Annotated in this window: 22 protein-coding genes; 9 read left to right on the forward strand and 13 right to left on the reverse strand. The window is 68.9% G+C overall.

Annotation, left to right across the window (positions count from 1 at the left end; all coding sequences use genetic code 11):
* The first annotated feature begins 34 nt into the window (after nucleotides 1-34).
* Nucleotides 35-760, forward strand: a complete 726-nt coding sequence (locus tag ACODRX_RS01920) for a hypothetical protein (protein ID WP_488869345.1) — start codon at nucleotides 35-37, stop codon at nucleotides 758-760.
* A gap of 23 nt (nucleotides 761-783) precedes the next feature.
* Here ACODRX_RS01920 and ppk2 read toward each other — a convergent pair whose 3' ends face one another.
* From ppk2 to ACODRX_RS01975, 11 genes are all read right to left on the reverse strand, one after another.
* Nucleotides 784-1,716 (reverse strand): polyphosphate kinase 2, encoded by a 933-nt coding sequence (gene ppk2 / locus ACODRX_RS01925; protein WP_488869346.1) that lies wholly within the window; start codon nucleotides 1,714-1,716, stop codon nucleotides 784-786.
* A 44-nt stretch (nucleotides 1,717-1,760) separates the two neighbouring features.
* Nucleotides 1,761-3,401 (reverse strand): inorganic phosphate transporter, encoded by a 1,641-nt coding sequence (locus tag ACODRX_RS01930; protein WP_488869347.1) that lies wholly within the window; start codon nucleotides 3,399-3,401, stop codon nucleotides 1,761-1,763.
* A gap of 141 nt (nucleotides 3,402-3,542) precedes the next feature.
* Nucleotides 3,543-4,349, reverse strand: a complete 807-nt coding sequence (locus tag ACODRX_RS01935; protein WP_488869348.1) for a MetQ/NlpA family ABC transporter substrate-binding protein — start codon at nucleotides 4,347-4,349, stop codon at nucleotides 3,543-3,545.
* On the reverse strand, nucleotides 4,346-5,752 hold the full coding sequence (locus ACODRX_RS01940) for an LLM class flavin-dependent oxidoreductase (RefSeq protein WP_488869349.1): 1,407 nt from the start codon (nucleotides 5,750-5,752) through the stop codon (nucleotides 4,346-4,348). The genes ACODRX_RS01935 and ACODRX_RS01940 overlap by 4 nt, the downstream gene beginning before the upstream one ends.
* A 5-nt stretch (nucleotides 5,753-5,757) precedes the next feature.
* A complete protein-coding gene (locus tag ACODRX_RS01945) occupies nucleotides 5,758-6,573 on the reverse strand; it encodes a MetQ/NlpA family ABC transporter substrate-binding protein (RefSeq protein WP_488869350.1) in 816 nt (271 codons plus the stop codon).
* 10 nt (nucleotides 6,574-6,583) lie between these two features.
* Nucleotides 6,584-7,777: an SfnB family sulfur acquisition oxidoreductase gene (locus tag ACODRX_RS01950; protein ID WP_488869351.1), complete on the reverse strand. Its 1,194-nt coding sequence runs from the start codon at nucleotides 7,775-7,777 to the stop codon at nucleotides 6,584-6,586.
* An 8-nt stretch (nucleotides 7,778-7,785) separates the two neighbouring features.
* Nucleotides 7,786-9,057, reverse strand: a complete 1,272-nt coding sequence (locus tag ACODRX_RS01955) for an SfnB family sulfur acquisition oxidoreductase (protein ID WP_488869352.1) — start codon at nucleotides 9,055-9,057, stop codon at nucleotides 7,786-7,788.
* A 49-nt stretch (nucleotides 9,058-9,106) separates the two neighbouring features.
* Nucleotides 9,107-9,769, reverse strand: a complete 663-nt coding sequence (locus tag ACODRX_RS01960; protein WP_488869353.1) for a methionine ABC transporter permease — start codon at nucleotides 9,767-9,769, stop codon at nucleotides 9,107-9,109.
* Nucleotides 9,759-10,943, reverse strand: coding sequence for a methionine ABC transporter ATP-binding protein (locus ACODRX_RS01965; protein ID WP_488869354.1), 1,185 nt, complete (start codon nucleotides 10,941-10,943; stop codon nucleotides 9,759-9,761). Before ACODRX_RS01965 ends, ACODRX_RS01960 begins: the two co-directional genes overlap by 11 nt.
* Nucleotides 10,943-11,794: a MetQ/NlpA family ABC transporter substrate-binding protein gene (locus ACODRX_RS01970; protein ID WP_488869355.1), complete on the reverse strand. Its 852-nt coding sequence runs from the start codon at nucleotides 11,792-11,794 to the stop codon at nucleotides 10,943-10,945. The genes ACODRX_RS01965 and ACODRX_RS01970 overlap by 1 nt, the downstream gene beginning before the upstream one ends.
* 11 nt (nucleotides 11,795-11,805) lie before the next feature.
* Complete coding sequence (locus ACODRX_RS01975; protein ID WP_488869356.1) at nucleotides 11,806-12,630, reverse strand: MetQ/NlpA family ABC transporter substrate-binding protein; 825 nt, start codon at nucleotides 12,628-12,630, stop codon at nucleotides 11,806-11,808.
* 373 nt (nucleotides 12,631-13,003) lie between these two features.
* Here ACODRX_RS01975 and msuE point away from each other — a divergent pair, with 373 nt between their 5' ends.
* The 8 genes from msuE to ACODRX_RS02015 all read left to right on the forward strand — a co-directional run bounded on the left by msuE (nucleotide 13,004) and on the right by ACODRX_RS02015 (nucleotide 21,493).
* Entirely contained in the window at nucleotides 13,004-13,594 is a 591-nt protein-coding gene (gene msuE / locus ACODRX_RS01980) for an FMN reductase (protein ID WP_488869357.1), read from the forward strand.
* A gap of 23 nt (nucleotides 13,595-13,617) precedes the next feature.
* Nucleotides 13,618-14,769, forward strand: a complete 1,152-nt coding sequence (ssuD, locus tag ACODRX_RS01985) for an FMNH2-dependent alkanesulfonate monooxygenase (protein ID WP_488869358.1) — start codon at nucleotides 13,618-13,620, stop codon at nucleotides 14,767-14,769.
* 53 nt (nucleotides 14,770-14,822) lie between these two features.
* Nucleotides 14,823-15,857 (forward strand): sulfonate ABC transporter substrate-binding protein, encoded by a 1,035-nt coding sequence (locus ACODRX_RS01990; protein WP_488869359.1) that lies wholly within the window; start codon nucleotides 14,823-14,825, stop codon nucleotides 15,855-15,857.
* Between the two features lie 22 nt (nucleotides 15,858-15,879).
* Nucleotides 15,880-17,061: an FMNH2-dependent alkanesulfonate monooxygenase gene (gene ssuD / locus ACODRX_RS01995; RefSeq protein ID WP_488869504.1), complete on the forward strand. Its 1,182-nt coding sequence runs from the start codon at nucleotides 15,880-15,882 to the stop codon at nucleotides 17,059-17,061.
* Complete coding sequence (ssuC, locus tag ACODRX_RS02000; protein WP_488869360.1) at nucleotides 17,058-17,894, forward strand: aliphatic sulfonate ABC transporter permease SsuC; 837 nt, start codon at nucleotides 17,058-17,060, stop codon at nucleotides 17,892-17,894. The genes ssuD (ACODRX_RS01995) and ssuC overlap by 4 nt, the downstream gene beginning before the upstream one ends.
* Nucleotides 17,895-17,916: 22 nt before the next feature.
* The gene (locus ACODRX_RS02005) at nucleotides 17,917-18,684 is read left to right on the forward strand and encodes an ATP-binding cassette domain-containing protein (protein ID WP_488869361.1); all 768 of its coding nucleotides are present in this window, start codon (nucleotides 17,917-17,919) and stop codon (nucleotides 18,682-18,684) included.
* A gap of 113 nt (nucleotides 18,685-18,797) precedes the next feature.
* A complete protein-coding gene (locus tag ACODRX_RS02010; protein WP_488869362.1) occupies nucleotides 18,798-20,432 on the forward strand; it encodes a thiamine pyrophosphate-binding protein in 1,635 nt (544 codons plus the stop codon).
* Nucleotides 20,433-20,491: 59 nt separating this feature from the next.
* Nucleotides 20,492-21,493: a Bug family tripartite tricarboxylate transporter substrate binding protein gene (locus tag ACODRX_RS02015; protein ID WP_488869363.1), complete on the forward strand. Its 1,002-nt coding sequence runs from the start codon at nucleotides 20,492-20,494 to the stop codon at nucleotides 21,491-21,493.
* Nucleotides 21,494-21,515: 22 nt separating this feature from the next.
* On the opposite strand, the gene ACODRX_RS02020 is transcribed toward ACODRX_RS02015, so the two are convergent.
* Together ACODRX_RS02020 and ACODRX_RS02025 are read right to left on the reverse strand one after the other, a co-directional pair.
* Nucleotides 21,516-22,265, reverse strand: a complete 750-nt coding sequence (locus tag ACODRX_RS02020) for a sulfite exporter TauE/SafE family protein (protein WP_488869364.1) — start codon at nucleotides 22,263-22,265, stop codon at nucleotides 21,516-21,518.
* A 4-nt stretch (nucleotides 22,266-22,269) separates the two neighbouring features.
* Complete coding sequence (locus ACODRX_RS02025) at nucleotides 22,270-23,307, reverse strand: Bug family tripartite tricarboxylate transporter substrate binding protein (RefSeq protein WP_488869365.1); 1,038 nt, start codon at nucleotides 23,305-23,307, stop codon at nucleotides 22,270-22,272.
* Between the last annotated feature and the right edge of the window lie 125 nt (nucleotides 23,308-23,432).

The raw sequence follows: 23,432 nt of genomic DNA on the forward strand, positions 1-23,432 counted from the left end.
ACCCCACCCACGCAAGGCATTCCTTGAAATGCCCATGACCGCGGCGCAAACTTTAGCCTCCGCATTCCGGCTGTCCCCACTGGTGCTGGCCCTGCTGGCCGCCGGCCCGGCCCATGGCGCGCGCCCCATGGTCACCGACGATGCCCGCATCGTCGATGCGAAGGCCTGCCAGCTCGAAAGCTGGGCCAAGTCCAACCGCAACAGCACCGAATACTGGGTGCAGCCCGCCTGCAACTTCAGCGGCAATCTCGAACTGGCGCTGGGCGCGGCCCGGGGCAAGGACGATCTCGGCACCCAGACCACCGACCTGCTCATCCAGGGCAAGACCCTGTTCAAGACGCTGCAGCCCAATGGCTGGTCCTGGGGGCTGGCGCTGGGCAATGTGCGCCACCCGCCGATTCAAAGCGGCAGCAATCTGGTCGGCGACCTCTACGCCTATGTGCCGGTCACCTTCTCGTTTCGCGACGACCGCGCCTTCCTGCATGCCAACCTCGGCTGGCTGCGCGACAGGGAGTTCCACAAGAACCGCCTGACCTGGGGCCTGGGCACCGAGGCCCGGCTGGCCGAATCCACCTGGCTGATCGCCGAAACCTTTGGCCAGCACCAGGGCCGCCCCTTCTACCAGATGGGCCTGCGCTACTGGCTGGTGCCCGATCGCGTGCAGCTGGATGCCACCTATGGAAACCGCGCGGGCAGCGGCACCGGGGAGCGCTGGTTCTCCATCGGCCTGCGCCTGCTGTCGCCCGCCTTCCTGCCGTAGGCCCCGGCCGGGGCGGTGGAGCCTCAATACACCTGCGGCACGATCATGGCTTCGGGAACGGGTTGGCGGATATAGTCCGCATGGCGCACGCGCTGCGGCAAGAGCACCTCTGCCCGCGCGATCTCCTCGTAGGGGAACTGCTCCAGCAGGTGGCTGATGCAGTTGAGCCGCGCCCGCTTCTTGTCGTCGGCGGGCACCACCCACCATGGCGCCTCGGGGATATGCGTCTCTTCCAGCATGGCCTCCTTGACGCGGGTGTAGTCCTCCCAGCGGCGGCGCGACTCCAGGTCCATGGGCGACAGCTTCCATTGCTTGAGCGGATCGTGGATGCGGCCCAGAAAGCGCAGGTGCTGCTCCTCGTCGGTGATCGAGAACCAGTACTTGAGCAGCTTGATGCCCGAGCGCACCAGCATGCGCTCGAACTCCGGCACCGAGCGGAAGAACTCGTCGTACTCCTCGTCCGAGCAAAAGCCCATCACCTTCTCCACGCCGGCGCGGTTGTACCAGCTGCGGTCGAACAGCACGATCTCGCCGGCCGCCGGCAGATGCGCCGCGTAGCGCTGGAAGTACCACTGCGTGCGCTCGCGGTCGTTGGGCGCCGGCAGCGCCACCACGCGGCAGACGCGCGGATTGAGCCGCTGGGTGATGCGCTTGATCACGCCGCCCTTGCCCGCCGCATCGCGGCCCTCGAAAATGATCACCGCCTTCTGCCGGGTCGAGGCCACCCAGTCCTGCAGCTTGACCAGCTCGCCCTGCAGCCGGAACAGCTCCTTGAAATACGCGAGCCGCTGCACCCGGCTTTGCTCGCGCACTTCACCACCCGCCTCCTGGCCGGCCGGGCGCTCGGCCAGATGGTGCGTGCGGTCCTCGATCTCCAGTTCCAGCTCTTCGTCCAGGCTGTCGAGCAAATCGCTCTCGATACGGCGCACCCAATCATCGCGGTCGTCAAAATTCATGGCAATACTCTCTCTCTCGGAAGCCTTGGGACAGGTGGCCGCTCTCAGAACAGGTGCGAAAGCAGCCAGTACAGGCTGCCGGACAGCAGCATCGCGGCGGGCAACGTCAGCACCCAGGCCAGCAGCAGGTTGCGCAGCGTGGACATCTGCAGGCCCGAGCGGTTGGCGGCCATGGTGCCCGCCACCCCCGACGACAGCACATGCGTGGTGGATACCGGCAGGCCATACATGTCGGCCGCACCGATGGTGGCCATCGCCACCAGCTCGGCCGAGGCCCCCTGCGCATAGGTCAGATGGGTCTTGCCGATCTTTTCGCCCACGGTCACCACGATGCGCTTCCAGCCCACCATGGTGCCCAGGCCCAGCGCGATCGCCACCGCCACCTTGACCCACAGCGGAATGAACTTGGTCGCCTGGTCCAGTTCGCCCTTGAAGGCATGCAATTGCTTTTGCGTCTGCTCGGGCAGGCTGGGCGCGCCGCTTTTCTCGATCAGCCGGATCGCCTCCGACGCCAGGTACATGTCATTGCGCACGTTCGCCACCGCGGTGGCCGGCACCTTGGACAGCGAACCGTGCTCCTTGACCTGCTGCCCGATGCTGTCCACCAGCGCAGCCAGCGCGGGCACCACCTCGGGCGTGGCGGTCTTGGTGCGCAGATAGTCCGACACCAGCTTGCGGGCGGCCTCAGGGGCAAGCTGTGGCGCAGAGGCCACCTGGCTGCCGCGCAGCTGCATCTGCGTCACCTGCGCCATGGCCGCAAATTGCGGCGTGTGGCTGTCGGGCACGGCATGGTTGAGCGCATAGGTCAGCGGCACCGTACCCACCAGGATCAGCATGATCAGGCCCATGCCCTTTTGCCCATCGTTGGAGCCGTGGGCAAACGACACGCCAGTGCAGGTGAATATGAGCAGTGCGCGGATCCACCATGGCGGCGGCGCATCGGCCTTGGGCTCCTCGTACAGCTCGCGCTTCTTGACGAGCGCCTTCATCGCCAGCAGCAGCAGGGCAGCGCAGGCGAAGCCCACGATGGGCGACACCAGCAGCGCCTTGCCCACCGATGCCGCCTGACTCCAGTCCACGCCGCTGGTGCCGTCGCGGCCGCGCATCAGCGCATTGGCAATGCCGACGCCGATGATGGAGCCCACCAGCGTGTGCGACGACGAGGCCGGCAGCCCCAGCCACCAGGTGCCAAGATTCCAGACGATGGCCGCGATCAGCAGCGCGAACACCATCGCGAAGCCGGCACCCGAGCCCACTTGCAGGATCAGCTCCACCGGCAGCAGCGAGATGATGCCGAAAGCCACCGCCCCGCTGGAGAACAGCACGCCGAGAAAGTTGAACACCCCCGACCAGACCACCGCCACGCCCGGAGGCAGCGAGTGGGTGTAGATCACCGTGGCGACGGCGTTGGCGGTATCGTGAAAGCCGTTGACGAACTCGAAGCCCAGCGCTATCAGCAGCGCCACGCCCAGCAGGATGAAGGACACATAGGTCGTTGCCTCCACGCCCGTGGTGCCCATGTCGCGGGCCAGGCTCCATGCGGTATAGGCCAGCCCCAGGGCCAGCAGGCCGACGAACAAGACGATGGTGGCCAGGCTGGGCCGCTGCTCCAGCCGGGGACGGTGCACCGGGGAAGCGGGGGATGAGGGGTATGTGGAGCCGGCGGCCGCAGTATAGGAATTCATGGCGGAGGCACGCAAACCGTGCCTTGTGTGGAGCACGGGCCCTATTCTTTGCCGCCGCCGTGACGGGGCTGTGACAGGGTGCCGCCATGCACAATCCGCCAGAGGCGCCGCGCGGGCCTCACACCTGCATGCAGCGGCTGGCTACCGGGTAGCGGCGCCCCGCCAGGGCAGCGAGTACAGCTTGCCGTCGCCGGCAAAGGACTTGGCGATCTGCCGCGCCACGGCATCGGAGGACTGGTAGATGCCGATGAAGCGCGCGATGCGCGGATCGCCCTTGCGGTCGCTGCGCGCCACGAAGCGGATCGCGTAGTACACGTCGTCCACCGTCGAGTAGCGCAGGGCGCGGCGCGCCAGCTCGCTCTGGCCGGCATTGACGAAGTGCGCCGGATAGCCCTGGGCCAGCGCCAGGTCGTCGATGGCGCGCACCAGCTGCGGCCCTTCCACCTCCACCAGCCTCAGCCTGCGCGGGTTGTCCACTACGTCCGCCACGCCGGCCTTGGCGCCCACGCCGTCCCTGAGCCTGAGCAGCCCCGCCGATTGCAGCAGCAGCAGGCCGCGCGCCTGGTTCACCGGATCGTTGGCCACGCCCACCGATGCGCCGTTGGGAATATCCGCCAGCGACTGGTATTTCTTGGAATACAGGCCGATGTTGGGCAGCAGGCCGAGGCCCACGCTTTCGATGCGGTAGCCGCGCTCGCGGATCGCGTTGTCGAGGAAGGCCTGGTGCTGGAAGTAGTTCATATCGATGTCGCCCGCATCCAGCGCGGTGTTGGGCGCGGTCCAGTCGGTGAACTCGATCACCTGCACCTCCAGCCCCGCCTGGCGCGCCTCCTGCGCGGCGACGTTGACCGAATCGGCCAGCGAGCCGGGTGTGACGCCGATCTTCAGCGGCGCGGCCAGGGCGCTGCCGCAAAGCAGCGCGGCCAGCATGAATGCATAGTGTTTCATTGGGCAAGTTCCTCCGTGGGTTGCGGCTGGGGTGCCTGCGCCGTCCTGCGCCACTGCGCCGCCGGATGATTGGCGGGCAGCCGGTCGCCCCGCCCGAAAAGCTGCTGGCGCAGCGTGCCCGCTTCGTAGGCGGTGCGGTAGCGCCCCCGACTCTGCAGCTCGGGCACCGCGATGGCGGCAAAGTCTTCCCAGGTCTCTGGCACCACGATGCGGGTGAGGTTGAAGCCGTCGATCTCGCCCTCGTCGATCCAGCGCGCCATCTCGTCGGCCACGCGGTTGGCATCGCCGACGATGGTGTTGTAGCGGCTGCCGAGCGCGAACTGCTCCAGCAGCTTGCGGCGCGTGGTCCAGCCGTTTTGCTGCGCCGCCTGCGCGGCGGACTGGATCGCGTTGCTTTGGCCGAAGGCGATGGGCTCGTCCAGGTCGTAGCGGGCAAAGTCCACGCCGGTGCTGGCGGCGAAATGGGCCAGGCCGGCCTCGGCGTTGGCGTGGGCCAGGTAGTCCGCGTACTTTTCCTCGGCCTCGGCCTGCGTGGGTGCGGCGACGACGGCCGCGCCCGCGTAGATCTTGATGTCGTCCGGGCGGCGGCCCGCGGCCACCGCGGCGGCGCGCAGCTGGCGCGATGCCTGGCGCGCCGCCTCGGGCGTGCGCGCGCCAATGAAGATGCCTTCGCCATGCCGACCGGCAAAGCGCAGGCCGCGCGCCGAGGTGCCCGCCTGGAACAGCACCGGCGTGCGCTGCGGCGACGGCGCGCTCATGTGGATAGCGTTGGCGCGGTAGTACGGGCCCTGGTGGACCACCGGGTGCACCTTGTGCGGCAGCGCGTGGATGCGGCGGGCCTTGTCGGCGATCACCGCGCCATCTTCCCAGCTGCCCTCCCAGAGCTTGTAGGCCAGCTCCAGAAAGTCGTCGGCCTGGTCGTAGCGGCTGTCGTGCTCGGCCAGGCCGTCGCGCCCCAGCCCGCGCGCGCCGCTGTCCACGTAGCCGGTAACGATGTTCCAGCCCACGCGGCCATTGGTGAGCTGGTCGAGCGTGCTCACGTCGCGCGCGAAGGTGTAGGGGTTGTGCGCGCCCACGGTGGCCGTGAGGCCAAAGCCGAGGTGCCTGGTTACCGCCGCCATGGCCGACACCAGCAGCCACGGGTTGTTCACCGGCAGCTGTATGCCTTCGCGCAGCGTCAGGTCCACGCCGGCCTGGTAGACGTCGTAGTAGCCGATCACGTCGGCGATGAAGATGCCGTCGAACAGGCCTTTTTCCAGGGTCCGGGCGATGTCGGTCCAGTATTGCAGCGTGTGGTATTCGGTGGAGCGGTCGCGCGGATGCGTCCACAGGCCGTGGTGGATGTGGCCGACGCAGTTCATGTTGAACGCGTTGACGTGGATGTGCTTGTGCTTCTGGGGCATGGCCGTCACTTCTTCAGCCAGGCCAGCCGGTAGAGTTTTTGCTCGCCCTGGTAGAACTGGTGGATGGTGCTGCGCACGGCGGGCGAGTTGCTGTATACGCTGAGAAACCTGGCGATGCGCGGGTCGGCCGCGCGCTCGGTGCGGGAGACGAACTGTATCGCCCAGGAATCGTCTTCGTAGCTGGTCAGCGCCAGCGCCTTGGTGGCGTCGAAGGCCTTGGAGGCCAGGATGAAATACGGGTAGCCCACGGCCAGATCGACATCGGGGGTGACGCGCACCAGCTGCGGGCCCTCGACCTCGACGAACTGCAGCTTCTTCGGGTTGTCCACGATGTCGCCGGGCTTGCCGAGCAGGCCGGTGTCGGGGCGCAGCTTGATCAGCCCCGCCGCCTGCACCAGGCGCAACCCGCGGCCCAGGTTGACGGCATCGCTGCCGATCGCCACCTTGGCGCCCACGGGCAGCTCGGCCAGCGATTTGTGCCTGAGCGAATACAGCCCCAGGTAGGAGAGGATACCCGCCTGCACGCTGCTGATCTTGAAGCCCTTGTCGCGCACGGCATTGGCCAGGTAGTTGCTGTTCTGGTAGTAGTTCAGGTCGATGTCGCCCGCGTCCAGCGCAACGTTGGGCGTGGCCCAGTCGGTGAATTCGACGACCTCCACCTCCAGGCCCTGCTTGCGGGCCTCCTTGGCGGCGATTTCGACCGAGTCGGCAAAGATGCCCGGCACCACGCCGATCTTGAGCGGCGCGGCGGCGGCGGCGCCGGCCAGCAAGGCGGTGGCGACGAGGGCGGTGAGTTTTTGGAAAAATCGTTGCTGGTGCATTGTCGTGTCCTCAAAGTGCTCCGTGGCGCGGCGGGCGCACGCCGTTGAGCGCGTAGTTGCCGATGGCGTGGTATTTCCAGCGCACCGGATCGTGCAGCGTGTGGGTGCGGGCGTTGCGCCAGTAGCGGTCCAGCCCGTGCCGGGCCGCCGTGGCGCCGGTGCCGCCCAACTCGAACAGCTTGCTGCCGGCCAGCACGCTGGCGCTGGTGGCCAGGGCCTTGGCCTCGGCCACCGCGATCGATGCCTGGGCCACGCTGTCTTCATCGGGCTGGCGCTGCGCGGCATCGACGAAGCGGGCGGCGCGCGCCAGCAGCGCCTCGGCCGCCCGCAGGCGCACATGCACATGGCCGATCTGGTGCAGCAGCAGCGGGTCTTGCGCGGCGCGGTCCACGCCCGCGTCTATCCACGGCCTGGCGCTCTCGCGGATGAAAGGCAGGGTGGCCTCGAATGCGCCGCGGCCGATGCCCAGATCGAGCGCGGCATGGATGATCTGCGCGAACGGGCCGATGGTGGTGGGCCGCTCGAACGACTCGGTGAACGGCACCACCCACTCAGGCTCCACCCGCACGCGGTTGAACTCCACCGAGCCGCTGCCGGTGACGCGCTGGCCGAAGCCGTCCCAGTCGTCGGTCAGCGCCACGCCCGGTGCGCTGCGCGGCACGAAGGCAAGGTACAGGCGCTCGCCAGCGCCTTCCCTGGCCGTCACCAGCGTCGGAATCCAGTGCGCGTAGAGCGAGCCGGTGCAATAGAACTTGCGGCCGTCCACGAACCAGCCGCCCTCATCCTTGAGCAGCTGCGTGCGGCGCACGAAGTCTTTCTTGCCGATCTCGGCCAGCGCATTGCCAAAGCGCCGGCCTTGCAGCACCTCGTTGTAGAAGAACTGCTTTTGCTCGTGCGTCGCGCCCACGCGCAGCACTTCGAGCGCGTAGTAGTGGTTCTGCGGAATATGGCCGAAATTGCCGTCGGCCGCCGCGATGCGCAGCACCGCGCGGGTGAGCACGCCGGTGGAAACGCCCGCGCCGCCGTATTCGCGCGGGATGGTGATGCCCCAGAGCCCGCTGCGGCTGAACTGATCCACCTCGTCGAACGGCAGTATGCGGTCGCGGTCGCGCGCCAGCGCCCCGGTGGCGATGCCCTGGGCGAACTGCTCGGCGGCCTGCAGCGCCTCGGCTTCGGTGCGGATGATGTGTGCGGTCTGTGTCATGGCCGTGTTCAGTTCCATTGGTGGCGCTGCGGCGCGGCGCCGTTGAGCAGGTAGTTGCCCAGCAGGTGGTACTTCCAGCGCACCGGATCGTGCAGCGTGTGCACCCGGGCATTGCGCCAGTGGCGGTCGAGGTTGTGCGCGGCGCGGGTGGCCGACGAGCCGGCCAGCGCGAACAGCTGCTCACTGGCGTTCAGCGCCGCCTCGGTGGTGAGGATCTTGGCCTCGGCCACCGCGGCCGATGCGCGGGCGCTGGCGGCGGCGTCCACCGGGCGGGTGGCCAGCGCGTCGAGCAGGCGCGCGCTCTCCAGCAGCACCTCATGGGCCGCATCGACCTCGACCTGCAGCGCGCCCACCTCGTGGACGAGGTGCGGATCCTGCGTGGCGCTGGCCACGCCCGAGTCCACCCAGGGCCGCGCCTTGTCGCGCACGAAGTCCAGCGCATCGCGCAGCGCGCCGCGCGCGATGCCCGCGTCGATGCTGGCCTGGATCAGCTGCGAGACCGGGCCGCTGAGCGTGGGCCGGTCGGCATGGCGCCAGACCTCGATGATGTCGCCCGCATCGACCGCCACGTCGTCGAACACCACGCTGCCGCTGGCGGTGGTGCGCTGGCCGATGCTGTCCCAGTCGTCGATCACCGTCACGCCGCTCGCATCGCGCCTGACCCAGACCTGCACCGGGCGGCCCTGCTCGTCCTGCGCACGGAAAGGCACCCAATGCGCGAAGATCGCGCCGGTGGAATAAAAGCGCGTGCCGCTGGCGCGCAGCCGCCCCTCGGCATCGCGGTGCAGCCGCGCGGTGGCCTCGGTGATGACGCGGGCGCGCGACTGGCGCTCGGGCCCGGCATTGCCCAGGCGGTGGCCGCCCAGCACATCGGCGAACCAGCGCTGCTTCTGGGCGGGCGTGCCCAAATCCTTGACGTTCTGCACCAGCGCGAAGTGGTTCTGCGGAATCTGGCCCAGCGACGGGTCTGCCGCGCAGAGGGTGGCGAACACCTGGGCCAGGGTCTCGTACGATGCGCCCAGGCCACCATATTCGCGCGGCACGGTGATCGCGCCGAGGCCGCTGGCGGTGTACTGCTCGATCTCGTCCCACGGCAGCAGGCGCTGGCGGTCGCGCTGCGCGGCGTTGCGGGCAAAGTCCGCGGCCAGGCGCTGCGCCGCCTGCACGGCCTCGGCCTCGCTGGCGATGCGGTGCGGCCGGCTGGGCGGCCGCGGCAGCCTCTGCGGCACTGGTTCGGTTGGCGTGGGCAAGGCTTCGCCCACGACTTCGGCTGAAGTCATTGATTGGCTTTCGAAAAAAGTGGATGGAAAGGTGCCGCTGCGCAAACCTTCAGCGATTGCGCAGCCGGCGCACCAGCCAGTCGCCGCCGGTCTGCACGATGGTGACCAGGGCGATCAGCACCGCGATCACGATCAGCATCACCTGCGTGTCGAAGCGCTGGTAGCCGTAGCGGATGGCCAGGTCGCCCAGCCCGCCCGCGCCCACCGCGCCGGCCATGGCCGACGAGCTGATCAGCGCCACCAGCGTGATCGTGAAGCCGCCGACGATGCCGGGCAGCGCCTCGGGCAGGTAGACGTGGCGCACGATGTCCCATTTCTTGCAGCCGATGGCCTGCGCGGCCTCGACCAGGCCCGGATCGACCTCGCGCAGGCTCACCTCGGCAATGCGCGCGAAAAACGGCGTGGCGCTGATGGCCAGCGGCACGATGGCCGCCCACACCCCGATGGTGGTGCCCGTGACCAGGCGCGTGAACGGGATCAGCGCCACCAGCAGCACGATGAAGGGCGTGGCCCGAAAGCCGTTGACCACGCTGCCCACCACGCGGTTGATGCGCGGCGACTCCAGGAAGCCCCCCGGCGCGGTGACGATCAGCAGCACCGCCAGCGGAATGCCCACCACCAGCGCGATGCCGGCGGAGGCCGAGACCATGGCCAGCGTGTCGGCCAGCGCCTTCCCGTAGCGGTCGATGGAAATGCTCAGATCAAACGACATAGCCCAAACCCTTGATGTCATGTGCGATGGCCTCGGCGCCCTGGGCCAGGTGGCTCCAGTCGCCCCGGGCGGCCGCGCCTTGCAGCGCGATCACCAGCTGGCCCTGCGCGTGGCCCTGGATGCGGTCGATGCCGCCATGCAGCAGGCGCACCGCGCCGCCCAGCGCCTGGGCGATGCGTGGAAAGTCCGGCTCCAGCCCGCCTTCGCCGCGGTAGCCCAGCTGCAGCACCTGCTCGAAGCGGCCGTCCGTGGGCGCGGTGGGCAGCAGGCGCTCGCGCAGCTCTTGCGGCAGGCCATGCTGCAGCGGCGCCAGCAGCGCGCGCGTGGCCGCATGCTGCGGGTTGCCGAAGACCTGCCAGACCTCGCCCAGCTCGGCGATCCGGCCTTGCTCCAGCACCAGCACGCGGTCGGCGATCTCGCGGATCACGCTCATCTCGTGCGTGATCAGGACGATGGTCAGCCCCAGGCGGCGGTTGATGTCGCGCAGCAGCTGCAGGATGGACTGCGTGGTCTCCGGATCGAGGGCCGAGGTGGCCTCGTCGCACAGCAGGATCTCGGGCCCGGTGGCCAGCGCGCGGGCAATGCCCACGCGCTGCTTCTGCCCGCCCGACAGGCGGCTGGGGTAGGCGCGGCGCTTGTCCTGCAGGCCCACCAGCGCCAGCAGCTCGCTCACGCGCCGCTCGATCTCTGCCGCGGGCGTGCCCGCCACCCTGAGCGGCAGCGCCACATTGTCGAAGACCGTCTTGGCCGACAGCAGGTTGAAGTGCTGAAAGATCATGCCCACGCGGCGGCGCAGCTGCACCAGGCCGGCCTCGTCCAGCGTGCCGATGTCGGCGCCGTCGACCAGCACCTGGCCGCTGCTCGGGCGCTCGAGCCGGTTGATGGTGCGCAGCAGGCTGGACTTGCCCGCGCCGCTGCGCCCGATGATGCCGAAGACGCTGCCGGCCTCGATATCGAGTGTGATGCCTTGCAGCGCCGGCACTTCGCCGGCCTGCGAGCGGTAGACCTTGCCCAGCTCGCGCAGCTGCACCGTGCCGGCGCGCGGCGCATCGCCGGCGCCCGCCGGCCGTGCCGGGGCCGGCGCCAAGGCGCCGCCGCGCCGCGCCGCGCCGGGCCGCAGCAGCTCGACGCCGCCACCGAACAGGCGGCGCGGCAGAAGTGTGGTGGCCGCCATCATTGCGCTCCCAGCCAAGGCAGTGTGTACAGCTTGGGGTCGTGGTTGAACTGCTGGCTGATCGCCTGGCGCACGGCGCTGGAGTTCTGGAACACCTCGACGAATTTGCGCAGCTTCGGATCGTTGGCGCGCGCCGCCTGCGCAACGAAGCCCATGGCATAGAAGCGGTCGGCAATGCCCGAATACAGCAGCCCCTTGCTGGCCTGCTCCTTGCGGCTGGCGCTGGCGAAGTAGCTGGGCCAGAGCACGGCCAGGTCCACGTCGGGCAGCGAGCGGATGAGCTGCGGCCCCTCCACCTCGTAGAAGCGCAGCTGCCGGGGGTTGTCCGCCACGTCGGCGAGGCTGGCGCCCGGCGCGTTGCCGGTGCGCAGTTTGATGAAGCCGGCCTTTTGCAGCAGCAGCAGGCCACGGCCCTGGTTCACCGGATCGCTGGCGATCGCCACCTTGGCCTTGTCGGGCACCTTGTCGAGCGAGGCATGGCGGTCGGAGTAGATGCCGATGTTCTGCAGCAGGCCATAGCCGATGAACTGCAGCTTGTAGCCGCGCTCCTTGATGGCATTGTTCAGGAACGGCTGGTGCTGGAAGAAGTTGAGGTCCACGTCGCCGTTGTTCAGCGCCTCGTTGGGCACCGTCCAGTCGGTGAACTCCACCAGCTCCACGTCCAGCCCCTGGGCCCTGGCGTCGCCGATGGCGGCCTTGATCGCGTCGGAGGTGGCGCCGGGCGTGGAGGCGATCTTGATCCTGTCGGCGGCCAGCGCCGGCGATGCGGCGCCCGCCAATGCAAATGCGGCGAGTACGGCGGCCGTGGCCAGCACGGCGGCGCGGCGAGGTATGCGGATAGCTCGAGCCATGGCGGTGCCCCTCACTTCTTCAGCCACGCCAGCGTGTACAGGCGCTCGTCGTTGTTGTAGGCCTTGCGCGTCACCTCGCGCACGGCCTGCGAATGCTGGTAGATGCGGATGAACTTCTGCACCAGCGGATCGTTCACCCGGTCTTTCTTGACCACGAACTGGATGGCGAACTGCGCATCCTCGATGCCCGAGTACGCCAGCCCGCCGGAGGGGTCGAAGGCCTTGGCCGCGACGATGAAGTGCGGGTAGCCCTGGGCGATGTCCACGTCGCCGGTGATGCGCACCAGTTGCGGGCCCTCGACCTCGACGAACTGCAGCGCCTTCGGGTTCTCGGCGATGTCGTTGATGCTGCCCAGGTAGCCCACGCCACCCTTGAGCTTGATGAGGCCGGCCTTTTGCAGCAGCAGCAGGCCGCGCCCCTGGTTCACCGGGTCGCTGGCGATGCCGACCTTGCCGCCCTTGGGCACCTCGGCCACGCTCTTGTGCTTGAGCGAGTACAGCCCCACGTTCGCCAGGATGCCGGTGCCCGCGCTGGCCAGCGCATAGCCGTTCTTCTGGATGGCGTTGCTCAGGAAGGGCTGGTGCTGGAAGTAGTTGATGTCCACATCGCCGCTGTTCACCGCCACGTTGGGCGTCGTCCAGTCGGTGAACTCGACCGTCTCGACCTCGATGCCCTGCGCCTTGGCGTCCTTGGCGGCGGCGCTGATCGAATCCGCGTAGGCGCCGGGCACGACCGCGATCTTGAGTTTGTCGGCCGCGGCCGCGGGCAGCACCGCCAGCACGACGGCGCCTGCGGCCATGAGCGTCTTGAAGCGCTTGAAGAACATCGGGTCCATTCCTTTTCCTTGGGTTTTCCTGAGTGAATCCGCAGGCCGCACACCGGCCTTGCGATACCTGGATTGCACCAGCGCCACCTACACGGCGCCACAAAGGATTTCAGATATGGATATGAAGATTTTTGCGCGCAGGCCGGCAGATTGACCTGGACTAACACGCCCAAGGCGGCTCAAAAACCATAGCTGTCAGCGCTCTATCCTCAACGGATTCAAAGACTTATCGCATTGAAAAGCCATGAATAAAGCGCTGGAAGCTCATGTTTTTGACAGGCAAAAACGCAAAACGCATAAGCACATGCGCTTTCTTTCGTTCCCCATTTGCCGCGCAGTGCTTGTAATGGGCCGGATTCACATCACCGCTGAAAGCCACGCCATGAGCCGCATTCTCAACACCGTCATCGTCAACGGCAGCCTGAGCCGCCCGTCCCGCACCCGCGTGCTGCTCGACGCCCTGCACGAGCGCCTCGCCGAGCAGCTGCCGCTGAAGGTGCAGACCATCGACCTGGTGGACCTGCTGCCCGACGTGGGCGCCGCGCTGTCGCAGGACGCGCTCTCGCCCAAGGCGCTGCAGGCGGTGCAGGCCATCGAGCAGGCGGATTTCCTGGTGGTCGGCTCGCCGGTGTTCCGCGCCAGCCTGCCCGGCCTGCTCAAGCACCTGTTCGACCTGGTTGGCCAGCATGCGCTGCAAGGCACGCCAGTGCTGCTGGCGGCCACCGGCGGCAGCCAGCGCCACTCGCTGGTTCTGGACCACCAGCTGCGCCCGCTGTTCGGCTTTTTCTGCGCCCTGCCGCTGCCGCTCGGCGTGTACGCCACGCCGCAGGACATCCAGGACGGCGAGATCGCCAGCGACGCACTGCGCCAGCACATCGAGCTGGCCGTGGGGCTGGCCACCCCGGTGCTGCAAGGCGTGCGGCAGCGGCTGGAGCAGGCAGATGCCCTGAGCCTCCTGGCCGAGGCCGCCTGAAACCGAGAAGGATTTTTTCCGCGATGACGACGACCTCTTGCACGCCAGACATCTTCTGGTTCCTGCCCACCTCGGGCGATACCCGCTACCTGGGCAGCTCCGATTTCGGCCGCGCGCCGAGCATCGACTACCTGCGCAGCATCGCCACCACCAGCGAGAACCTGGGCTACGACGGCCTGCTGATCCCCACCGGCAGCTCCTGCCTCGACCCCTGGGTCGTGGCCTCCAGCCTGGTGCCGGTCACGCAGCGCATCAAGCTGCTGGTGGCGCTGCGCACTTCGCTCGGTGCGCCGGTATCGAGCGCGCGCCAGGCGGCCACGCTCGACCAGGCGCTCAAGGGCCGCCTGCTGCTCAACGTGGTGCCCGGCGGCGATGCGACCGAGCTGGCCGCCGACGGCGTGCATCTGGCCCACGACGAGCGCTATGCCTATGCCGACGAATTCCTCGCCATCTGGCGCCGCCTGCTGGCCGGCGAGACGGTGGATTTCAATGGCAAGTACTTCCAGGTGCGCGGAGGGCGCAACTTCTTCCCGCCGGTGCAGCAGCCCTACCCGCCGCTGTACTTCGGCGGCTCGTCCGACGCGGCGCACGATCTGGCGGCCAGGCACATCGACGGCTACCTGAGCTGGGGCGAGCCGCCCGCGGCGGTGGCGGAGAAATTTGCCGACATCCGCCGCCGGGCCGCCGCGCAAGGCCGCAAGCTGCGGCTGGGCGTGCGCCTGCACGTGATCGTGCGCGAAACCAGCGACGAGGCCTGGGCCGATGCCGAGCGCCTGATCAGCAAGCTCAGCGATGAAGACATCGCCAAGGCGCAGCAGAGCCAGGCGGGCATGGATTCCGTCGGCCAGGCGCGCATGGCGGCGCTGCACGGCGGCCGGCGCGACCGGCTGGAGGTGGCACCCAACCTCTGGGCCGGCGTGGGCCTGGTGCGCGGCGGCGCCGGCACCGCGCTGGTGGGCGATGCGGCCACGGTGGCGGCACGCCTGCAGGAATATGCCGAGCTGGGCGCCGACACCTTCGTGCTCTCGGGCTACCCGCACCTGGAGGAGTCCATCCGCTTCGCCGAGCTGGTCTTCCCCTTGCTGGGCAAGCGCCATGTCACCACCAGCCGGGCGCAGACCGGCGGCGCATTCGACGTGCGCGGCGTGCAGCAGCCCAGGGTGTCGGCATCGTGATCCCGGCTGGCGCCGCCGCCATGCATCTACCACCACCTCCAAGGACTTCTTCCATGACCCACCCCGCCGCGCAACCCTCGCCGCCCCCCTTCACCGCCACCTCCGCGCCACCGCCCGAGGCGGCCGCGGCCCGCCGCCGGCAATGGCTGTGCGACCTGGCCGCGGTGGCCGCAGCGCTGCTGCTCGTGGCCGCCATCACGCTGTTTGCCAGCCCGGCCCGGGCCCAGCATGCCAAGGAGCTGCGCATCGGCTACCAGAAGTACGGCACACTCATCATCCTGAAGGCGCGCGGCACGCTGGAAAAGCGCCTGGCGCCGCTGGGCGTGAACGTCAAGTGGGTCGAGTTCGCCTTCGGCCCGCCGCTGCTCGAAGCCATCAACGTCGGCTCCATCGACTACGGCACCGTCGGCGAGGCGCCGCCCATCTTCGCGCTGGCGGCCGGGGCCGATCTGGTCTACATCGCCAACGAGCCAGCCGCGCTCAAGGCCGAGGCCGTGCTGGTGCGCAAGGACTCGCCCATCCAGTCGCCCGCCGGGCTCAAGGGCAAGAAGGTCGCGGTCGCCAAGGGCTCGAATGCCAACTACCTGCTGGTGAAGGTGCTGGAGAAGGCCGGCCTGAAGTTCTCCGACATCCAGCCGGTCTATCTGGCGCCGGCGGATGCACGCGCCGCGTTCGAGTCCGGCGCGGTCGATGCCTGGTCGATCTGGGACCCGTACCTGGCCGCCACGCAAACCCAGCTCGCCGCGCGTACGCTGGCCGATGCCACCGGCGTCGCCAACAACTACCAGTATTTCCTGGCCGCGCGCAGCTATGCGCAGAAGAATCCCGAAATCATCCAGGCGGTGCTCGAGGAAACCGCCAGGATCGATGCCTGGGGCGCACAGAACCCCAAGGAGGTCGGCGCCTTCCTGGCCAAGGAGGTCGGCCTGGACCTCGCCACCGCCGAGCTGGCCGCATCGCGCCTGGCCTATGGCATCCAGCCGATCAGCGACGCCGTGCTGGCCGACCAGCAGCGCGTGGCCGACACCTTCCATGAATTCAAGCTGATCCCGAAAAAGGTCGTGGTGAAGAACGCCACACTGCATTGAGAAAAGGTAGCCCATCATGACCATCCAGGCGTTCTGGTTCCTCCCCACGCACGGCGACAGCCGCTACCTTGGCAGCGCCGACGGCGCGCGCACCGTGGATCTGGCCTATCTCCAGCAGATCGCCGGCGCCGCCGACGCGCTCGGCTATGAAGGCGTGCTGATCCCCACCGGCCGCTCGTGCGAAGACCCGTGGGTGGTCGCGTCGAGCCTGATCGGCGCGACCCGGCAGCTGAAATTCCTCGTCGCGGTGCGGCCCGGCCTGCACCAGCCGGCGCTGGCGGCGCGCATGGCGGCCACGTTCGACCGGCTTTCGGGCGGGCGGCTGCTGGTCAACCTGGTCACCGGCGGCGACCGCTCAGAGCTCGAAGGCGATGGCGTGTTCCTCGACCATACGGCGCGCTACGAGCAGTCCCAGGAATTCATCCGCATCTGGCGCGAGATACTGGCGCGCAGCCACACGGGCCAGCCCTTCGACTACAGCGGCAGGCACCTGCAGGTCAAGGGCGCAAAACTGCTCTTTCCCCCGGTGCAGCGCCCCCATCCGCCGGTGTGGTTCGGCGGCTCGTCCGAGGCGGCGCATGCGCTGGCCGCCGGGCAGACCGAGCGCTACCTGAGCTGGGGCGAGCCCCCCGCCGCGGTCGCGCAGAAGATTGCCGACGTACGCCAGCGCGCCGAGGCCCTGGGCCGCAAGCTCGAATTCGGCATCCGCCTGCATGTGATCGTGCGCGAGACCGAGGAAGAAGCCTGGCGCGCCGCCGATGCCCTCATCAGCCGCGTGGACGACGCCACGGTGCAGCGCGCGCAGCAGGCCTTCGCGCACATGGACTCCGAAGGCCAGCGCCGCATGGCGGCGCTGCATGCCAAGGGCGCCAGTCGCAGCCGCGAGGCGCTGGAGATCAGCCCCAACCTGTGGGCCGGCGTGGGCCTGGTGCGCAGCGGCGCCGGCACGGCGCTGGTGGGCAGCCCGCGGCAGGTGGCCGACCGCATCCAGGAGTATGCCGACCTGGGCATCGGCGCCTTCATCTTCTCGGGCTACCCGCACCTGGAGGAGGCGCACCGCTTTGCGGAGCTGGTGTTCCCGCTGCTGCCGCGGCGCACCCAGCGGCACCTGGGCCCCCCCGCGCTCACCGGGCTGAGCGGTCCGCTGGGCGAGGTGGTGGCGAATGTGGACGCGCCCTCGCGCCTGGTGGAGCTTGCGCCATGAGCCAGCAAGCCCAGTCCCTGCCTGCCGCGCAGGCGGCAGCGCGCCCCGCATCCGCCGCGCTGCGCGCATGGGCCGCCGGCCTGCTGCCGTGGCTCGCGCCCTGGCTGCTGCCCATGGCGCTGCTCGTGCTGTGGCAGGCCGCATCGTCGCTGGGCTGGCTGTCCACCCGCGTGCTGCCCGCGCCGGTCGAGGTGGTGCGCGCCGCTTGGCAGCTTGCCGTCTCGGGCGAACTGTGGACCCATGTGCGCATCAGCGCCTGGCGCGCGCTGCTCGGGCTGGCGATCGGCGGCGGCCTGGGGCTGCTGCTGGGCCTGCTGACCGGCTCGCTGCGGCTGTTCGAGACGCTGCTGGACTCGAGCATCCAGATGGTGCGCAACATCCCGGCGCTGGCGCTGATTCCGCTGGTGATCCTGTGGTTCGGCATCGACGAGTCGGCCAAGCTGTTCCTGATCGCCGTGTCGGTGTTCTTCCCGATCTACCTCAACACCTTCCACGGCATCCGCGGCGTCGACCCGCAGCTGGTGGAGATGGGCCGCACCTACGGCCTCACGCGCTGGCAGCTGTATTGGCAGGTGATCCTGCCCGGGGCGCTGCCCTCCATCCTGGTCGGCCTGCGCTTTTCGCTCGGGCTGATGTGGGTGATCCTGATCGTGGCCGAAACCATCTCGGCGCAATCGGGCATCGGCTACCTGACGATGAACGCGCGCGAGTTCCTGCAGACCGACGTGGTGCTGGTCGGCATCTTGCTGTATGCGTTGCTGGGCAAGCTGGCCGACCTGTCGGCGCGCGGGCTGGAGCGCTGGTGGCTGCGCTGGCACCCGGGCTACCAGTAAGAAGCACAAAGCGAGAAGCAACATGAATGCTCCCGAACGCATCCCTGCCGGCGTCGCGCTGCAGGCCCGCCAGCTGAGCAAGCAATACGGCCCGCGCGAAGTCCTGCGCCAGCTGCGGCTGCAGATCGCGCCCGGCGAATTCGTCGCCATCGTCGGGCGCAGCGGCTGCGGCAAAAGCACGCTGCTGCGGCTGGTCGCCGGGCTGGAGCAGGCCTCTTCAGGCAGCCTGGCCGTCGACGGCCATGAAATCCATGGGCTGCATGCCGACACGCGCATCATGTTCCAGGAGGCACGCCTGCTGCCCTGGAAGAGCGTGCTCGGCAATGTGACGCTGGGCTTGCCCACAAGCCAGGGCGGGCGCGAGCGCGACGAGCTGGGCAGGCAAATGCTGGCCCAGGTGGGGCTGGCCGAGCGCGCCGGGGAGTGGCCCGCGCGCCTGTCCGGCGGGCAGCGCCAGCGCGTGGCCCTGGCGCGCGCGCTGGTGCACCAGCCGCGCCTGCTGCTGCTCGACGAACCGCTGGGCGCGCTCGACGCGCTCACCCGCATCGAGATGCACCGGCTCATAGAGCAGCTGTGGCGGCGCCACCGCTTCACCGCGCTGCTGGTCACGCACGACGTGCACGAAGCCGTGGCGCTGGCCGACCGCGTCGTGCTGATCGAGGCGGGCCGGATCGCACTGGACCTGGCCATCGACCTGCCCCGCCCCCGGTCGCTGGGCGATGCGGCCTTTGCCGCGCTGGAACAGCGCATTCTCGAGCGGGTGTTGCGCAACACGGATGCGCAGGCATAGGGCCTTGCCGCCGCCGCTCAACTTCAGAAATCATCAAGCAAACATTGGGGAAGTGGCGATAAGCTGAATATGCCCGGCGCGCCCACTGCGCAGGCATACGAGCGGAGGCATATGTGCTTGGTTCTCAGTTGATCATCCGCGCGCTGCAGCAGCGCGGCGTCAGAACAATCTTCAGCCTGTCGGGCAACCAGATCATGCCGCTGTACGACGCATGCCTGGACGCGGGCATGCGCATCGTCCATGTGCGGCATGAGGCGGCCGCCGTCTTCATGGCCGACGCCTGGGCGCAGGTGACGGGCGAGCTTGGCGTTGCGATGCTCACCGCGGCGCCGGGCATCGCCAACGGCATCGCGCCGCTGTATTCGGCGGCGCAGGCCGAGAGCCCGGTGCTGCTCATCTCGGGCGACTCCCCGGTGGCTGAAGACGGCTCGGGCGCTTTCCAGGAGCTGGACCAGACCAGCATCACCCGCCCGCTGACGAAGCTGTCGCTGCGGCCCCTGGCGGTGCAGGAGCTGCACGCCTGCATCACCCGGGCGATGGACCTGGCCCTTGCTCCGCGCCGCGGACCGGTCCACCTGGCGCTCCCCGCCGACCTGCTGACCGCCGAAACCGGGCAAGGCGCGCTGCCGGACACAGCCGCGCCGCCAACCCCATCCACAACCGTGGACCAGGGCCAGCTACGGCAGCTGGCCGCGCTGCTCGCGCAATCCGCCCGCCCCCTGGTGCTGGCCGGCCCCAGCGCTGCGCGCGCCCCCCTGCGCGAGAGCTACAGGAAACTTGAAGCATCGCTGGGGCTGCGCATCGTTGCGATGGAAAGCCCGCGGGGCCTCAAGGACCCGTCGCTTGGCACCCTGGCGGCCTTGATGCCCCAGGCGGATTTGATCCTGCTGGCCGGCAAATGCCTCGATTTCACACTCGGGTTCGGCCAGGCGGCGGCCATCGGGCCAAGCGCGCAGGTCGCGGTGGTGGACCCGGATGCCGCCATGCTGGAGCGCGCCCGGCGCCTGCTGGGCGAGCGCCTGGCACTTGCCATCCAGGCCGAGCCGGGTGCGCTGCTGGGTGCGCTGCCGGCCACGCCACAGCCCGGCGAACGCGCATCCTGGCGGGCGCGGGTGGACGAGGCGCTCCAGGCCCGCGCGACGCAAGGCGCCGCCCAGCCCGCCGGCGAGGCTCTCGGCCCACGGGCGCTGTGCGAGACGGTGCAGGCATTTCTGGCGCGCGCGCACGAGCCGATCCTGGTCTGCGACGGCGGCGAGTTCGGCCAATGGGCGCAGGCATTCTGCCAGGCGCCGGTGCGCATCATCAACGGAATGTCCGGCGCGATTGGCGCCGGCATCTGCTATGCGATCGCCGCGAAGATCGCGCGGCCGCAGGCGACGGTGGTGGCCCTCATGGGCGACGGCACCGCCGGCTTTCACATGATGGAGTTCGACACGGCCGCGCGCGAGCAGGCAGCGTTCATCGCGGTGATCGGGAACGACCTGCGCTGGAATGCGGAGCATCTGATCCAGCTGCGCAGCTACGGGCCCGGGCGGCTGATCGGCTGCGAATTGTCGGCGGCGGCGCGCTACCACGATGTGGTGTCGGCACTGGGCGGCCACGGCGAGAGCGCCCACAGCGCCGGCACCCTCGCCGCGGCGCTCGGCCGCGCGGCAAGCAGCGGGCTGCCGGCCTGCATCAATGTCGCGCTGGCGGGCGAGCCCGCCCCCGTTTTCGGCACCTTGGGCCCATCGGCAAGCGGCCATTGATGCAGCTGAACCGGGCCCAGGCAAGTTCCATTTTTTTGTAGAACTACAGGAGACGCCCCATGATCAAGCTTTCCGGCATGCGCCCGGCAGCAGCCGCGCGCGCCGCGGTCTGCGTGCTGGCCGCGGTTTCAGGCCTTGCCAGTGCGCAAGGCTACCCCAGCAAGCCCATCCAGCTGGTGGTTCCCTTCAGCGTGGGGGGCGACGCGGACATGGCGGCCCGCAATCTGTCGGCAGCCGCGCAAGGCATCCTCGGGCAATCGCTCGTGGTCATCAACAAGGCGGGCGCCAACGGCGCGATCGGCTCCGCTGCGGTGAAGAACGCGGCGCCGGACGGCTATACCCTGCTGGTCGGCCGGATCGGCTCGCAGGTGCTGCTGCCCGCGCTGCAGCCCAAGACAACGCCGTATGGCTGGAAGGACTTCAGCTTCATTGGAATCCTGGAGCTGAACCCGGTGATCTGCGTGGTCCACCCGGACAGCGGCTACAAGAGCCTCCACGACCTGACGGAGGCGCTCAAGGCGCAGCCCGGCAAGCTCACCTACAGCCATTCGGGCCTCGCCACGGTGCAGAATCTCGCGCCCCAGCTGCTGCTCAGCAATCTGGGCCTGAAGCCGGATGCGGCCGTGAATATTCCCTACAAAGGGGGCAACGAGGTCGCCCTTGCCGTGCTGGCCAAGGACGTCGACTTCGCCTGCAACAACCTGAGCTCGATGACCGGGCTGCTCGCGGGCGGCAAGCTGCGGGCGCTGATGACGACCACGCCGCAGCGCCTTGCGCAGTTTCCCGGCATACCCACGGCGCGCGAATCGGGCTTTCCGCAGCTGGAGGCCGTCATCGGCTGGAGCGGGCTGTTCGGGCCGCCCGGGATGAATCCCGAGGCCGTCGCCAAGTGGGCATCCGCCCTCCAGCAAGTGGCCCGCGATCCCAAGTGGATCGCCGGAAACGCCAGCTTCGGCGGCATCCCCCATGTGCTGTCGCCAGCGGAAACCGAGCGCTACATCAGTGATGGCTACGCCGTCTATGCCGATCTGGTGGCCAAGGCGGGGCTGGAGATCAAGTAGCGCCGGCGCGGCCCCTTGCGGATCACGGCGGCGACACCCATCCGCGGTAGATGGCGCCGGCACCGGCGACAGCCAGCAGCACCAGGATGGCGCGCCGCAGAAGCTGCGCCGAGACGCGCGCCCTGAGCCTGGAGCCCGCCAGCAGCCCGGCCAGCGCAACCGGCAGCAAGAGCGCGGCGACCTGAAGGATGGCGGCTTGCGCATACAGGCCGGCCGCGCCGAATGCGATAGCCCGGATGGCCCCGCTCAGCAGGATGACGACCGAGATGGTGGCGCGGAATTCGTCTGGCGCGGCCAGCCTGCGCGCGAGATAGATGGTGTAGATCGGCCCGCCCGTGCCGAACAGCGCGCTGAATATCCCGCCGAAGACGCTGAATGGAAATGCCCACCACCCCGCCAGCGCGGCGGCCGGGCCGGACTGCCCGCCGCGCAGCCCCCTGGCGCAGACCAGCAGCACGAAGCAGCCGAGCCCGATCAGCGGCCACCGTGCGCCCGCGGTGCTGAGCAAGGTGGCGCCCAGGCCGATGCCGAGCAACAGGCCCGGAAACAGCCGCTTGAGCTCCGGCCGGGATACCTGGCGGCGGTTGCGCCCGCCAACCAAAGAGGTGCAGACCAGGTCAAACAGCACGACCAGCGGCACCGCGAACTGCAGCGGCATGAACTGCACCAGCGCCGGCATGGCAACCATGGCGGCGCCGAACCCCGTCATGCCGAATACCGCGTAGGCAACGAAGATGACGGGCGCGGCAAGCGCGGCGGATTCGATGGGCATGGCTTCAATTCGCACTGATCTTCTTTTTCTCCACCAGGGCCTTCCACGTGACCGACTCCCTGGCGATCTCGTCCTTGAGCGCCGCGGCCGGCACGATGGTCGGGTACATGCCCTGCTCCTCCAGGTAGCGCTGCATGCCCGGCTGCGCGAGCGCCGACTTGAGCTCGGCCAGCAGCCTGTCCATGGCCGGCCTGGGCGTTCCCGCCGGAGCCATCAATGCAAACCAGCCGGTGTACTCAAAGCCGGGCAGGCCGTCTTCCGCCGTAGTCGGAACATGGGGCAGCAAGGGCGAGCGCTCCTTGCCCGTGACCGACAGCGCCCGCAGGCGCCCGCCCTTGAGCAAAGGAGAAATGGCATTGATGTTGGCCACCGCGACTTCGACGACACCCGCCATGAGGTCGGCATAGGCGGGCCCCTCGCCCTTGTAGGGCACGTGCACCAGCGCAATCCCCGCGGCATCGGCAAACGCCTCGCCCGCAATATGGGTCTGGCTGCCGACGCCGGCCGAGGAAAAGCTGAGCTTTCCCGGATGCTCCTTGGCGTAGGCGATCAGCTCGCGGGTGGTTTTCACCGGCAGCCCGGCATTGACCGTGACCACCATGGGCCCGCTGGCGACCTTGCCGACCGGGCTGAAATTCTCCAGCGAATACGGCAGCTTGCCATAGATGAACTGGTTGACGGTGAACATGCTGCCCGAGGCCAGCAGCAAGGTATAGCCGTCGGCGGGCGCAGCGGCCACGGCCTGGGCACCGAGGCTGCCGCCCGCGCCGGCGCGGTTCTCGACGATCACGCCTTGCTTCAGGCCCTTGCCGAGTTCCGCCGCCAGGGCGCGGCCCAGCAGGTCGGTCGCACCGCCGGCCGCAAAGGGAACGATGATGCGGATGACCTTGTCCGAGGGCCAGTCCGCGTGGGCGGAAGTGGTGAAAAACGGCGCAAGCAGCAGGCTGCACGCAAGCGCCTGTGCCAATAGGCGGTGGAGCATGTGGCAGAACACGCGGCGGAACACGCGGCGGGTATCGGATCGTGGGTTTGCATCTTTCAAAACTGTCTCCTTCGGTTCGTGGATGGTGGCGCCCGCCAATGCAGGCCTCATGGCCTGCAGTCGGGCAACAGACGTCCCTCAGGCTCTGCGGCCTGATTCCTTTTTTGGGGTTGCGGAACGTGGCG

Source organism: Comamonas sp. FG99, assembly GCF_057808605.1.

Excerpts from the sequence above, each read along its gene's own strand:
- ACODRX_RS01940 (WP_488869349.1), bottom strand. The coding sequence starts at position 5,752 with ATGCCCCAGAAGCACAAGCACATCCACGTCAACGCGTTCAACATGAAC.
- ACODRX_RS02020 (WP_488869364.1), bottom strand. The coding sequence starts at position 22,265 with ATGCCCATCGAATCCGCCGCGCTTGCCGCGCCCGTCATCTTCGTTGCC.
- ACODRX_RS02005 (WP_488869361.1), top strand. The coding sequence starts at position 17,917 with ATGAATGCTCCCGAACGCATCCCTGCCGGCGTCGCGCTGCAGGCCCGC.
- ppk2 (WP_488869346.1), bottom strand. The coding sequence starts at position 1,716 with ATGAATTTTGACGACCGCGATGATTGGGTGCGCCGTATCGAGAGCGAT.
- ACODRX_RS01970 (WP_488869355.1), bottom strand. The coding sequence starts at position 11,794 with ATGGCTCGAGCTATCCGCATACCTCGCCGCGCCGCCGTGCTGGCCACG.
- ACODRX_RS01930 (WP_488869347.1), bottom strand. The coding sequence starts at position 3,401 with ATGAATTCCTATACTGCGGCCGCCGGCTCCACATACCCCTCATCCCCC.
- ACODRX_RS01945 (WP_488869350.1), bottom strand. The coding sequence starts at position 6,573 with ATGCACCAGCAACGATTTTTCCAAAAACTCACCGCCCTCGTCGCCACC.
- msuE (WP_488869357.1), top strand. The coding sequence starts at position 13,004 with ATGAGCCGCATTCTCAACACCGTCATCGTCAACGGCAGCCTGAGCCGC.
- ACODRX_RS01935 (WP_488869348.1), bottom strand. The coding sequence starts at position 4,349 with ATGAAACACTATGCATTCATGCTGGCCGCGCTGCTTTGCGGCAGCGCC.
- ACODRX_RS01975 (WP_488869356.1), bottom strand. The coding sequence starts at position 12,630 with ATGGACCCGATGTTCTTCAAGCGCTTCAAGACGCTCATGGCCGCAGGC.
- ssuD (WP_488869358.1), top strand. The coding sequence starts at position 13,618 with ATGACGACGACCTCTTGCACGCCAGACATCTTCTGGTTCCTGCCCACC.
- ACODRX_RS01955 (WP_488869352.1), bottom strand. The coding sequence starts at position 9,057 with ATGACTTCAGCCGAAGTCGTGGGCGAAGCCTTGCCCACGCCAACCGAA.
- ssuC (WP_488869360.1), top strand. The coding sequence starts at position 17,058 with ATGAGCCAGCAAGCCCAGTCCCTGCCTGCCGCGCAGGCGGCAGCGCGC.
- ACODRX_RS01950 (WP_488869351.1), bottom strand. The coding sequence starts at position 7,777 with ATGACACAGACCGCACACATCATCCGCACCGAAGCCGAGGCGCTGCAG.
- ACODRX_RS02015 (WP_488869363.1), top strand. The coding sequence starts at position 20,492 with ATGATCAAGCTTTCCGGCATGCGCCCGGCAGCAGCCGCGCGCGCCGCG.
- ACODRX_RS01920 (WP_488869345.1), top strand. The coding sequence starts at position 35 with ATGACCGCGGCGCAAACTTTAGCCTCCGCATTCCGGCTGTCCCCACTG.
- ACODRX_RS01965 (WP_488869354.1), bottom strand. The coding sequence starts at position 10,943 with ATGGCGGCCACCACACTTCTGCCGCGCCGCCTGTTCGGTGGCGGCGTC.
- ACODRX_RS01960 (WP_488869353.1), bottom strand. The coding sequence starts at position 9,769 with ATGTCGTTTGATCTGAGCATTTCCATCGACCGCTACGGGAAGGCGCTG.
- ACODRX_RS01990 (WP_488869359.1), top strand. The coding sequence starts at position 14,823 with ATGACCCACCCCGCCGCGCAACCCTCGCCGCCCCCCTTCACCGCCACC.